This is a genomic window from Amycolatopsis sp. NPDC003865, assembly GCF_053605345.1.
Map to the genome: position 1 here is coordinate 133,723 of NZ_JBSGJA010000017.1, position 12,510 is coordinate 146,232.

Sequence of the window (12,510 nt, forward strand, 5' to 3'; positions counted from 1 at the left end):
GGCTGCCGAGCTTCCCGGGAAGCTCAGGCCGACGTGGTCCGGACCTCGATCCCCACCACGCACGTGTCGTCGTCGGTGTCGGCCGTGCTGTACGTCAGCAGCGTGTCCAGCTGGTGCTCCAGCCCGCCGTCGTGGCCCTTGACCAGTGTCACCAGCCGGGCCACCGTCTCCTGGACCGGGCGGTCCCGCCGCTCGATCAGCCCGTCCGTGTAGATCAGCAGGATGTCGCCCTCGTCGAGCTGGACCTCCGACTCCTCGTACGTGACGTCGCGGACCGCGCCCAGCAGCGGGCCGCGGATCAGGGGCAGCGTCGTCGCGCCGCCGTCGCGGTCGCGGACGATCGGGGGCAGGTGCCCCGCGCGGGCCCAGCGGAGCTTGCGGTGCGCCGGGTCGTACACCGCCGCCACCGCCGTCGCCGTCACGTGGTCGGTCAGGTGGTAGGCCACCAGGTTCAGCCAGGCCAGCAGCTGCGCCGGCCCCGCGCCCGTCGCCGCCAGGCCGCGCAGCGCGTTCCGCAGGCTGACCATGCCGGTCGCCGCGTCGATGCCGTGGCCGGCGACGTCCCCGACGCACAGCAGGACCTCGCCCGTCGGCAGCGCCACCGCGTCGTACCAGTCGCCGCCGACCAGGTGCTCCTTCTCGGCCGGCCGGTAGCGGACCGCCGCGCGCAGGCCCGGCATGTCGATCGGGCCCTTCGCCGGCGGCATGATCGCGTGCTGCAGCTGCAGCGCCAGCCGGTTGCGCTCGATCGCCTGCTGCTCGGTCTCGGCCAGCCGGTCGCGCGTCGCCGCCAGCGCCACCTCGGTCCAGTGCTGCGCCGAGACGTCCTGGTAGGCCCCGCGGACCGCGACCAGCTCGCCGCGGCCGTCCACGACCGGCTCGGCGACCACCCGGATGTGCCGGGCGACGCCGTCGGAGCGCTGCAGCCGGAACGCCGTCGACGACGGGCGCCGGTGGTGCAGCACCGCGCGCAGGAACCGGCCGATCGCCTGGGCGTCGTCCGGGTGGGCGTGCGCGGCCAGCTCGTGCAGCGACAGCGGGGTCGCCGTGGCGGGCAGGCCGTACAGCGAGAACAGCTCGGTGTTCCAGGTGATCGCGCCGGTGACGACGTTCTCTTCGAACCCGCCGATGCGGCCGAGCCGCTGGGCGTGCTGCAGCAGCACGGCCAGCTTCGCCGCGTCGTCCTGGATGCGCAGGATCAGCAGCACGTTGCCGGCGAACCGGGTCAGGCTGATGTCGGTCAGCACCGTCAGCGGCACCTTGTCGACCAGGGTGGTGATCGCCATGCTGTCGGCGCGGAACGGCTCGCCGGTGGCGTAGACGCGCTGGATCATGTCGAGCAGGCCGCTCTCCTCGGCGGCCAGCGGGTAGGTCTCCAGCAGCCGGGTGCCGACGATCCGGCTGCGGGGCCGCCCACCGGGGTCGGCGAACCGGACGTTGGCGTGGTGGATCCGGAAGTCGCTCAGCCGGCCGCCTTCCAGGCACGGCGAGAGCAGCACGGCCGGGTCGTGCAGCCCGTCGACGAAGTCCACCAGCTCGCCGAGGAAGTCGCCCGAACCGTCGGCCGCCACCGGGGCGATCACGCCGTCCCAGGTGTCGAGCGTGTGCGCGCACAGCTCGGCCAGTGCCTCCAGCTGACGGCGCAGCCGCCCCGGTTCCGGGGGCAGGGGCTCGGGCCAGCACATCTCGACGACGCCGATGATCCGGCCGCCGGTACCGGTGGGCACCGCGACCCGGCCGCCTTCGCCCAGCGTGTGCTGCCCGATCGACGGCAGCCCCCCGCCGGCCAGCGTCGGATACCAGACCGTGTCGCGCTCGATCAGCGCGTTGCGGGCGGGGGTGGCGACACCGGGTGGGACGTACCGCCAGCGCGCGGCTTCCTCGGCGGAGAACCCGGCCGACCCGGCGAGGGTCAGCGATCCGTCGGGCCCGGCGAGCCACACCGCGACCGCCGTCGCGCCGAGCGGCCGCAACGCGTGCTCCAAAATGGACTCCGCGACACGCTGGGTGTCGCCCGCCGCGAGGACGCCGCTTTCGGCGGTGCGCAACCGGACGGCGACGGAATCCTCGTCCTCCGCGCGGGCCAGGAACTCCCGCGTCACCTCGCTGATCCGGTCCTCGGCGGCCTCGCCGACGACGTCCGCGGCGAACTCCAGCGGGGTCAGGCCCGCTCGTTCGGCGAGGGTGTCCAGCTGCCGCGCGGCGTCGGCGGGCGTGCAGTGCAGGCGTTCCATCAGCACGCCCTTGGCCAGCTCGATCAGCGCGCGGCCGTCGGCGACCGCGTGCGCGTGGTCGACCTCGCCGCGCAGACGGGCGACGGTGTCGGCGAGCCGGGCCAGGTTGGCGGACACCTCGGCCGGCGGCGCCAGCACCGGGAGCGTTTCCTCTTCGGCGGTCACCCGATCACGCCGTCACGTGCCGCTTGATGCGGGCGATCAGGTCGTCCGCGTCGACCGGCTTGGTCACGTAGTCGGTCGCGCCCGAGGCGAGGCTCTTCTCGCGGTCGCCGGGCATCGCCTTCGCCGTCACCGCGACGATCGGGATCGCGGCGTGCTCGGGCATCGCGCGGATCTTCGCGGTCGCGGTGTAGCCGTCCATCTCCGGCATCATCACGTCCATCAGGATCAGGTCGATGCCCGGGTGCGAAGCCACCGTCTCGACGCCCTTGCGGCCGTCTTCGGCGTGCAGCACCTGCATCCCGTGCAGTTCGAGGATGCCGGTCAGCGCGTAGACGTTGCGCGGGTCGTCGTCGACGATCAGCACCGTGCGCCCGGCCAGTGTCGTGTCGACGTCGGCGGCCCGCACCGGCGCGGCCGGCTCGTCCGGGCGGACCAGCGGCAGCACCGCGCCGGGCTCCTCCGCCGACAGGTGCAGCGCGATCCGTTCGCGCAGTTCGTCCAATCCGGACAGCACTTCCAGCGACTGCATGCTCGCGCGGGACTGCACCAGCTGCTCCAGCTCGCCGTCGAGGCGGCGGCTGTTGTGGGCGAGCACCGGCACCAGCCGCAGCGCGCTGTCGCCCTGCATCGCGTCGAGGAAGCCGAACGCCGCGCGCTCGGGCAGGTCCAGGTCCAGCACGACGCAGTGGTAAGCGTCGGTGGCGAGCGCGGCCGCGGCCTCCTGGGTGCCGACGGCGGTGACGACTTCGACGTCGGCCGGCGAGATGCCGATGTCCCGGCTGTCGGCCAGGTCCGCGGCGGCGCTTTCGGCGACCAGCGTCAGCAGCCCGTGCTGGCGCTCCTCCACGACCAGCAGCCGCCGGTAGGACCGCGGCGCCGACGTCGTGACGCCGGTGCCGGTGTCGCCGGCCGTGACGACGGTGCCGGGGTGCTCGCCCGCGGGCAGCGGCGCGAAGTCCGGCCGCGCGACCGGCAGCGAGAACGTGAACGAACTGCCCTCGCCGGGCGTGCTCTCGGCGGTGATGACGCCGCCGAGCAGCTGGGCGATCTCGCGGCTGATCGACAGGCCGAGCCCGGTGCCGCCGTACTTGCGGCTGGTGGTGCCGTCGGCCTGCTGGAACGCGCCGAAGATCGACTCCAGCTGGTGCTCGGCGATGCCGATCCCGGTGTCGGTGACCCGGAAGGCGACGGCGGGTCCGTGCGCGCGCAGCGGCCGGGGCAGCGTCTCGGGGTCGACCGGCTCGATGTGCAGCTCGATCCCGCCGACCTCGGTGAACTTCACCGCGTTGGACAGCAGGTTCCGCAGGACCTGCCGCAGCCGCGAGTCGTCGGTGAGCAGCTCGGTGGGCGAGCCGGGGGCGACGGTGATCCGGAAGTCGAGGTTGCGCTGCGAGGTCATCGGGCGGAACGTCGCCTCGACGTAGTCCAGCAGGCCGCGCAGCGACACCTGCTCCGGGGTGACGTCCATCTTCCCGGCCTCGACCTTCGACAGGTCGAGGATGTCGTTGATCAGCTGTAGCAGGTCCGATCCGGCGGAGTGGATGATGCCCGCGTACTCGACCTGCTTGGCGGTCAGGTTGCGGGTCGGGTTCTGCGCGAGCAGCTGGGCCAGGATCAGCAGGCTGTTGAGCGGGGTGCGCAACTCGTGGCTCATGTTGGCCAGGAACTCCGACTTGTACTTCGACGCCAGCGTCAGCTGCTGGGCGCGGGCCTCCAGCTCCTGGCGGGCCTGCTCGATCTCCAGGTTCTTCGTCTCGATGTCGCGGTTCTGCGTGACCAGCAGCGCCGCCTTCTCCTCCAGCTCGGCGTTGGACGACTGGAGTTCTTCCTGCCGCGCCTGGAGTTCCTCGGAGCGGGCCTGCAGCTCCGCGGTCAGCCGCTGCGACTCGCCGAGCAGCTCGTCGGTGCGGGCGTTGGCGACGATGCTGTTGACGTTGACGCCGATCTGCTCCATCAGCAGCTCGAGGAACGAGCGGTGCACCGCGGTGAAGCCGTGCACCGACGCCAGCTCGAGCACGCCGAGCACCTGGTCCTCGACCACGATCGGCAGCACGATCAGGCCGGCGGGGGCGGTGCTGCCGAGCCCGGAGGAGATGGTGGCGTAGCCGGGCGGCACGTCGTCGACGACGATCGGGCGGCGGCTGCGCGCGGCCTGCCCGACCAGCGACTGGCCGACCCGGAACCGGGTCGCGGGGCCGTCGCCGTCCGGGTGGCCGTAGGCGCCGACCAGCCGCAGCTCGGGCACCTCGGTCGTGTCGTCGGCCAGGTAGAACGCGCCGTACTGGGCCTTGACCAGCGGGACCAGCTCGTCCATCACCGCGGCCGCGACGACGGCGAGGTCGCGGCGGCCCTGCATCAGCCCGGTGATGGTGGCCAGGTTGGACTTCAGCCAGTCCTGCTCCTGGTTCGCCCGCGTCGTCTCGCGCAGCGACTCCACCATCGAGTTGATGTTGTCCTTGAGCTCGGCGACCTCGCCGGAGGCGTCGACGGTGATCGAGCGGGTCAGGTCGCCCTCGGCGACCGCGCTGGTCACCTCGGCGATCGCGCGGACCTGCCGGGTGAGGTTCCCGGCCAGCTCGTTGACGTTCTCCGTCAGCCGCTTCCAGGTGCCCGAGACGCCTTCGACCTCGGCCTGGCCGCCGAGGCGGCCTTCGCTGCCGACCTCGCGCGCCACGCGCGTGACCTCGGCGGCGAAGGCCGAGAGCTGGTCGACCATCGTGTTGATCGTGGTCTTGAGCTCCAGGATCTCACCGCGGGCGTCGACGTCGATCTTGCGGGTCAGGTCGCCTTGGGCGACGGCGGTGGTCACCTGGGCGATGTTGCGGACCTGCCCGGTGAGGTTGTTCGCCATCGAGTTGACGTTGTCGGTCAGGTCCTTCCAGGTGCCGGCGACGTTCGGCACGCGGGCCTGGCCGCCGAGCATGCCCTCGGTGCCCACCTCGCGGGCCACGCGGGTGACCTCGTCCGCGAACGCCGAGAGCGTGTCGACCATCGTGTTGATGACGTCGGCCAGCGCCGCGACCTCGCCCTTGGCCTCGACGGTGATCTTGCCGGACAGGTCGCCGCGGGCGACCGCCGTCGCGACCTGGGCGATCGAGCGGACCTGGCCGGTCAGGTTGGACGCCATCACGTTGACGTTGTCGGTGAGGTTCTTCCAGGTCCCGGACACGCCGCGGACGGTGGCCTGGCCACCGAGGTTGCCCTCGGTGCCGACCTCGCGGGCCACGCGGGTGACCTCGTCGGCGAACGCCGACAGCTGGTCGACCATCGTGTTGATGGTGTCCTTCAGCTCGAGGATCTCGCCGCGGGCGTCGACCCGGATCTTCTGCGAGAGGTCACCGCGCGCGACGGCGGTGGTGACCTGGGCGATCGAGCGGACCTGCGCGGTGAGGTTGTCGGCCATGACGTTGACCGACTCGGTGAGGTCCTTCCAGGTGCCGGAGACGCCCTTGACGTCGGCCTGGCCGCCCAGCCGGCCCTCGGTACCCACCTCGCGCGCCACCCGGGTGACCTCGTCGGCGAACGCGGACAGCTGGTCCACCATCGTGTTCAGCGTGTCCTTGAGCTCCAGGACCTCGCCGCGGGCGGTCACGTTGATCTTCTGGGACAGGTCGCCCTTGGCCACCGCGGTCGCGACCTGGGCGATGTTGCGGACCTGGTCGGTCAGGTTGCCCGCCATGAAGTTCACCGAGTCGGTGAGGTCGCGCCAGGTCCCCGAGACGCCCTTGACGTCCGCCTGACCGCCGAGCCGGCCTTCGGTACCCACCTCGCGGGCGACGCGGGTGACCTCGTCCGCGAAGGAGGACAGCTGGTCCACCATCGTGTTGATCGTGCTCTTGAGCTCGAGGATCTCGCCCCGGGCGTCGACCGTGATCTTCTGCGACAGGTCGCCCTTCGCGACCGCCGTGGTCACCTGGGCGACGTTGCGGACCTGGTCGGTCAGGTTCCCGGCCATGAAGTTCACCGAGTCGGTGAGGTCGCGCCAGACGCCGCCGACGCCGGGCACCTGGGCCTGGCCGCCGAGCCGGCCTTCGCTGCCGACCTCGCGCGCCACGCGGGTGACCTCGTCCGCGAAGGAGGACAGCTGGTCCACCATCGTGTTGACGGTGTCCTTGAGCTCGAGGATCTCGCCGCGGGCGTCGACGTCGATCTTCTGCGACAGGTCGCCCTTGGCCACCGCGGTCGCCACCTGGGCGATGTCGCGGACCTGGGTGGTCAGGTTGCCGGCCATGGCGTTCACCGAGTCGGTGAGGTCCTTCCAGGTGCCGGACACGCCCGGCACCTTCGCCTGACCGCCCAGCTGCCCCTCGCTGCCGACCTCGCGGGCGACGCGGGTGACCTCGGAGGTGAACAGCGACAGCTGGTCGGCCATGCCGTTGAAGACCGTCGCGATCTCACCGAGCAGCCCGTCGGTGCCGCCCGGCAGCCGGATGCCGAAGTCGCCGTCGCGGACCGCGGTCAGGCCCGCCAGCAGGCGGCGCAGTTCCTGCTCCCCCGCCTCGCCGACGCCCGAAGCGTTCGCGCCCGCACCCGGGCGCGTCCCCTCGACCATTGCCCCACCCATCCGCCACCCGTTTCTTCGCTTGTCGGCGCCGGGGCGCCGTTCCGGCGAGCACACCGGATGGCCCAGCATAGTGCAGCTGCACTATGCTGAAGGGCAACGGTTGAGCAACCAGCCGCGCCCCGTGCCCCAGCGCGCTCCCAGGCGGTGCTCGACAGCTTTCCGTTTCCCCGCAGGCCATTCGGCCGCATTGACCCGTTCGGCTGAACGGACTCCCCGCCACCCGGCGACCCCCGCTCGACGCGGCCCGCCGGCTCTCGGCGTGCCCGCCGTCGAACCTCCACAGTGGACACTCCACTGTGGATCGAAAGCTGCCCGCGCGCGGAAGCCGGACGGCCCCGTGTACCGGCGCGCCCGCCGGGTACCCCGTGGGCATGGATGCCGAGAACCTGGTCGTCATCGGAAGCGGACCGGCGGGCGTGTCGGCGGCCCGCGCCTACCGGGAAGCGGGCGGCACCGGAGGAGTCCACCTGCTCACCGCCGACACCGATCCGCCCTACGAACGCCCGCCGCTGTCGAAGGAGTTCCTCCGCGGCGAAGCCGGACTCTCCCCGCTGGACGAAGGCTTCGCGGACAAGCACGACATCACCGTCACGCTGGGCGACCCGGTCACCGAACTGGGCGACCGCGGAGTCCGGACCGCCGCCGGCGCGGTCCACCCGTTCACCAGCTGCGTGCTCGCCACCGGCGCGCACCCCGCCCGGCCGGACCTCCCGGGTGCCGATCACCCGGACGTCCGGACCCTCCGCTCGGCCGCGGACTCCCGTGAGCTGCACGCGGCCGCCTCGGGCGTGCGCAGCGCGATCGTCGTCGGGGCGGGGTTCATCGGCTGCGAAGCCGCGGTTTCGCTGGCGCGCCTCGGGCTGCAGGTGACCGTCGTCTGCCCCGACGACGTCCCGCAGGAGAAACGGCTCGGCCGCGAAGCGGGCGGATTCCTGCTGCGCTGGCTCAACTCCGAGGGCGTGAGCGTCCTGCGGGGCACGAAGCTGCTGTCGGTCGAAGACGGCTACCGCGTCCGCACCGACCTGGTGCCGGTCCTCGACGCCGGCCTCGTCGTGCTCGCCACCGGCGTCCGGCCCCGGATCGGGCTGGCCGAGGCCGCCGGGCTCGCCGTCGAGAACGGCCGGATCCGCACCGACGAGCACCTGCGCACGAGCGCACCCGGCGTGCTCGCGGCCGGCGACGTCGCCCTCGCCCACAACCCGGCAGCGGGCCGCGCGCTGGCCGTGGAGCACTGGGGCGAAGGCCTGGCGATGGGCGAGGTGGCCGGGCGGACCGCGGCCGGCCACGACGCCGTGTGGGACGAAGTGCCCGGCTTCTGGTCGGTCATCGGCGACCGGGTGCTCAAGTACGCGGCCTGGGGCGACGGCTTCGACCGCACCCGACCCTTTCCCCGCGACGACGGCGGCTTCACCATCTGGTACGAACGCGACGGCAAGGCCGTCGGCGTGCTCACCCACGAAGCCGACGAGGACTACGAGCGGGGCCAGGACCTCGTGCGGCGGGGCGCGCCGGTGCCGGAGTCATAGCCAGTCGCGCTTCTTGAAGAGCGCGTACAACCCCACCGAGAGCACCAGCATCACGATCGTCGACACCCAGAACCCGGTCGTGGTGCCGTTGCCCGGATAAGCGACGTTCTGGCCGTAGAAGCCGGTCACCGCGGTGGGCACCGCGATCACCGCGGCCCACCCGGTGACCTTCTTCATGATCAGGTTCAGCCGGTCGCTCTGCAGGTTCAGCTGCGTCTCCCGGACCGTCGTGAGGCGCTCGCGCAGCGCCTCGGCGTGGTCGGCGGCCTGTCGCGCGTGGTCGTGGACGTCCTCGAAGTACGGGCGGGTGGTGTCGTCGGCCAGCCGCAGGTCCCGCCGCATCAGCGAGCCGACGACGTCGGGCACCGGGGCCACGACCCGGCGCAGCGCGGTCAGGTTCTTGCGCAGCCGGAATGAGCGCCGCTGCAGCTCGGCGGTGTCCGGGCGGTCGTCGAACACCAGGTCCTCGAGGTCCTCGACTTCGTCGTCGAGTGCCTGGACGGCCTCGAAGTGACCGTCGACGACGAAGTCGAGCAGGCCGTGCAGCAGGAAGGGCACCCCGGACCCCGCGAGATCCGGTGCCTGGTCCCAGCGGCGCGTGACCGCGTCGATGTCGAACCCGTCGTCCTTGCGGACGGTCACCAGCGCGCGGGGCGTGATGAACACGGCGAGCTCGTGGGTCGTCGTGCGTTGGCTCGCGGCGTCGAACCGGACGGCGTAGGCGGTGAGGAAGGCGTGACCGTCGTAGCGGTCGAGCTTGGGCCGCTGGTGTTCGCCGGCGGCGTCTTCGACGGCGAGCCGGTGCAGGCCGAGCTCGCCGGCGAGCTCGGCGAGGTCCGCTTCGGACGGTTCGCGGAGGTCGACCCAGACGGCGGTGTCCGCTTCGCCCAGGAAGTCCGAGACGTCCGCCAGCGGGAAGTCTTCCTTGAGCAGTGCGCCGTCGCGGTAGGCCCGGGTCTTCGTCATGCCTTCCGGGTGCCCCGGCGCGCGCCCGCGTAACCCGGGAGAAACGGGGTACTCGCCGATCTTGTGAACGTCCTGCTGGCGGCGACCCCGCCGAAACCCCTGCCGTCGCCACGCACCACCGCCGTGGTCGCCGCGGAACTGCGCACGCTGCACGCGGCGGGCGGGCTCGACCTGCCGCTGCCCGGTCCCGGCCGGACCGGGCAGCGGTGGGCCGCCCTCGCCGCGTTCGGCCGCCGCGACCTGGCCCTGGCCCGGCTGGCCGAGGGCCACACCGACGCCGTGGCGATCCTCGCCGAGGCCGGCCGCTCCTCCGCGCCGGGCGCGCTCTACGGCGTGTGGGCGGCGAAGTCCGGCGGCACCGGCGCGGTCCTGGAAGACGGCCGGCTCACCGGGACCGTCCGGTTCTGCTCCGGGCTGTCCCTGCTGGAGCGTGCCCTGGTCGCGGCCGGCGACCGGCTGGTCGAAGTGGACCTCGCCGACCCGCGCGTGCGGCGGCACCCGGACGCCTGGCAGGCCGTGGGGATGGACGCCTCCGACAGCGGCGACGTCGTGTTCGACGGCGTGCCCGGCACGCTCGTCGGACCGCCCGGCTGGTACGTGGGCCGGCCCGGGTTCGCGCTCGGCGGGGCCGGCGTCGCGGCCGTCTGGCTCGGCGGTGCCGCGGGCGTTTTCGACGGCGTCCTCGCCTCCCTGCGCGAACGCGGCGGCGCCGACGAACACCAGCTGGCGCACGTCGGCGCGATGCACACCGCGCTGAGCGGCACCGACGCCGTACTGGCGCGGGCGGCCGGGCCGGAGTTCGACGAGCGGGCCGCGGCGACCTGCCGGGCCGCGGCGGAACGGACCGCGGTCGAGGTGCTGGAACGCGCGCTCAAGGTGACCGGCCCGACGCCCGCGTGCCGGGACCGGCGCTTCGCCCAGCGCGTCGCCGACCTGCCGGTGTACGTCCGGCAGCACCACGCCGAGCGCGATCTCGCCGCCCTCGGCCGCGCGGTACTGGGCGCGGCGTGATCCCGGACTGGGCGGACGAGCCGGTCGAGCGCGCTCTCGTGGTCGCCGCGCACCCGGACGACGAGACGCTCGGGGCGAGCGGTCTCCTGCAGCGGCTGCACTCGGCCGGCACCGCGGTGACGCTCGTCGTGGCGACCGACGGCGAAGCGGCCTTCCCCGCCGCCGGTCCCGCGGAACGCCGTGAGCTGGGCCGCACCCGGCGCCGGGAGCTGCGGGATTCCCTGCGGGCGCAAGGGTTGTCCGAAGTGGACCCGGTGTGGCTCGGGCTGCCGGATTCCGGCCTGGCCGATCGCGCCGGCGAGCTGACCGCGGCGCTGCGCCCGCACGCGGACGGGCACGACCTGTGCCTGCTGCCGTGGCCGGACGACCCGCACCCCGACCACCAGGCGGTCGCGCGGGCCGCGCTCGCCGTGGCGCCGGTGGCCGCGCAGTGCTGGTCCTACCCGATCTGGCTGTGGCACCGCCTGCGTCGCGACGATCCGGTCATCCCGTGGCCCCGGGCGCGGTCGCTGCGGCTCACCGGGGCGGAACGCGAGGCGAAGGCGGCCGCGATCGCGACGTTCACCTCGCAGCTCAAGCCCGGTCCGCGAGGGGAAGAGCCGATCCTGCCGGAGGAGGTGCTGGCCCACTTCTCCGGCGGCACCGAGGTGTTCTTCCGCGAGCCGCCGCGGACGTCGGCGCCGGTGAGCCGGTTCGCTTCGCTGTACGCGGCCGCGGACGACCCGTGGTCGGTCGCGACGAAGTGGTACGAGCGGCGGAAGCGGGCGATGGTGCTGGCGTGCCTGCCCGACGAGCGCTACGCCACGGTCATGGAACCCGCGTGCGGGGTCGGGGCGCTGACCCGGGACCTCGCGGCACGGGCCGAGCGCGTGGTCGCGTTCGACCCGGTGCCCGCGGCGGTGGAGCGCACGCGCGCGGCCGTCGCCGATCTGTCCCATGTGGACGTCCACATCGGAGCGGTCCCGGCCGCGCTGCCGGCCGGCCCGGCCGACCTGCTGGTGTACAGCGAGCTGCTGTACTACCTGGACGACGACGCGCTCGAGGCGACGATCGAGGCGTCGGCGGCGGTGCTGCGCCCCGGCGGGCACCTGCTGGCCGTGCACTGGCTCCCGTGGGCTCCCGAGGCCCCGCGCGACGGCCGGGACGCGCACGCGCGGCTGCTCGCGCACCCCGCGTTCGAGCCGCTGGTCGAGCACACCGACGAGCAGTTCCTGCTGCACGTGCTGAGGCGCCGGTGATCACGGCCGTCGGCGTCGTCGTTCCCGCGCGCGACGAGGCTTCCCTGGTGGGTACCTGCGTGCGCGCGCTCGACCTCGCGCTGCGGCGGCTGCCGGCCGGGATCGCGCGCGCGGTGTGCGTGGTCGCCGACCGCTGCGGCGACGCGACGGCGGACGTGGCGCGCGCGGCGTTCGGTGAGGTGCCCGGCGTGGTGGTGGCCACCCGGTCGGCGCGGACGGTGGGCGAGGTCCGCGACCAGGGCGTGGCGCGGGTCCGCGCGGCCCTCGGCTCCCCGGCGCCGGCGCGGACGCTGCTGCTGTGCACCGACGCCGACACGCGGGTGACGCCGGGCTGGGTGCGGGCGCACCTGGCCCGGGCCCGGCAGGGTTACCACGCGATCGCGGGGACAGCCGAGCTCGCGGAGCCGTTCAGCGCGTCGGCGCGGGCGCTGGCGCGCTACGACCACGTCCTGGACCGCGCGCGGACGGCGGAGGGGCACGGGTCGGTGTACGGGGCGAACCTGGGCGTGCGCGCGGACGCGTTCGACACGGTGGGCGGCTTCGGGGCGCGGGCGACGGGCGAGGACCACGACTTGTGGCGCCGGCTCGGGCAGGCGGGGTTCCGGCGGTGCTACGAGCCGGGGGCACCGGTGGTGACGAGCGCGCGGCTGGTCGGCCGGGCCCCGGACGGCTTGGCGGCGCTGCTGAGGGGGTTGGCGGAGGACACGGTCGCCTGACCCGCGCGGGGTTCGGCGGACCCCGCACATCCACGTTTGTGGAGGTCCTTCGTAGAGGTTGTCGCTGTTGCCCGCCGCCGGCGGCCGCGA

7 protein-coding genes are annotated in these 12,510 nt (G+C 73.6%); 4 read left to right on the top strand and 3 right to left on the bottom strand.

Features of this window, described 5'->3' with window-relative positions:
* Window positions 1-23 precede the first annotated feature (23 nt).
* Window positions 24-2,399, bottom strand: a complete 2,376-nt coding sequence (locus tag ACWEVP_RS34080) for a SpoIIE family protein phosphatase (RefSeq protein WP_452066685.1) — start codon at window positions 2,397-2,399, stop codon at window positions 24-26.
* A gap of 4 nt (window positions 2,400-2,403) precedes the next feature.
* Entirely contained in the window at window positions 2,404-6,951 is a 4,548-nt protein-coding gene (locus ACWEVP_RS34085) for a HAMP domain-containing protein (RefSeq protein WP_452066686.1), read from the bottom strand.
* 383 nt (window positions 6,952-7,334) lie between these two features.
* Between ACWEVP_RS34085 and ACWEVP_RS34090 the strand changes: the two genes are divergently transcribed.
* A complete protein-coding gene (locus ACWEVP_RS34090) occupies window positions 7,335-8,489 on the top strand; it encodes an NAD(P)/FAD-dependent oxidoreductase (RefSeq protein WP_452066687.1) in 1,155 nt (384 codons plus the stop codon).
* Here the strand turns inward: ACWEVP_RS34090 and ACWEVP_RS34095 are convergent.
* Window positions 8,484-9,455 carry a magnesium transporter CorA family protein gene (locus ACWEVP_RS34095; RefSeq protein WP_452066688.1) on the bottom strand — a complete coding sequence of 324 codons (972 nt, stop codon included), beginning with the start codon at window positions 9,453-9,455 and terminating at the stop codon, window positions 8,484-8,486. The two genes, ACWEVP_RS34090 and ACWEVP_RS34095, sit on opposite strands and share 6 nt — an antisense overlap.
* 63 nt (window positions 9,456-9,518) lie before the next feature.
* On the opposite strand from ACWEVP_RS34095, the gene ACWEVP_RS34100 reads away from it, so the two are divergent.
* Genes ACWEVP_RS34100 through ACWEVP_RS34110 form a run of 3 tightly spaced genes read left to right on the top strand, consistent with a single transcriptional unit; the run spans window position 9,519 to window position 12,420 of the window.
* Entirely contained in the window at window positions 9,519-10,466 is a 948-nt protein-coding gene (locus tag ACWEVP_RS34100) for an acyl-CoA dehydrogenase family protein (protein ID WP_452066689.1), read from the top strand.
* Window positions 10,463-11,704, top strand: a complete 1,242-nt coding sequence (locus ACWEVP_RS34105) for a bifunctional PIG-L family deacetylase/class I SAM-dependent methyltransferase (protein ID WP_452066690.1) — start codon at window positions 10,463-10,465, stop codon at window positions 11,702-11,704. The genes ACWEVP_RS34100 and ACWEVP_RS34105 overlap by 4 nt, the downstream gene beginning before the upstream one ends.
* The gene (locus tag ACWEVP_RS34110; protein ID WP_452066691.1) at window positions 11,701-12,420 is read left to right on the top strand and encodes a glycosyltransferase; all 720 of its coding nucleotides are present in this window, start codon (window positions 11,701-11,703) and stop codon (window positions 12,418-12,420) included. The genes ACWEVP_RS34105 and ACWEVP_RS34110 overlap by 4 nt, the downstream gene beginning before the upstream one ends.
* Window positions 12,421-12,510: the final 90 nt, after the last annotated feature.

What these genes read in the sequence shown, in the direction of transcription:
- ACWEVP_RS34085 (WP_452066686.1), bottom strand. Translation starts at nt 6,951, where the DNA reads ATGGTCGAGGGGACGCGCCCGGGTGCGGGCGCGAACGCTTCGGGCGTC.
- ACWEVP_RS34090 (WP_452066687.1), top strand. Translation starts at nt 7,335, where the DNA reads ATGGATGCCGAGAACCTGGTCGTCATCGGAAGCGGACCGGCGGGCGTG.
- ACWEVP_RS34095 (WP_452066688.1), bottom strand. Translation starts at nt 9,455, where the DNA reads ATGACGAAGACCCGGGCCTACCGCGACGGCGCACTGCTCAAGGAAGAC.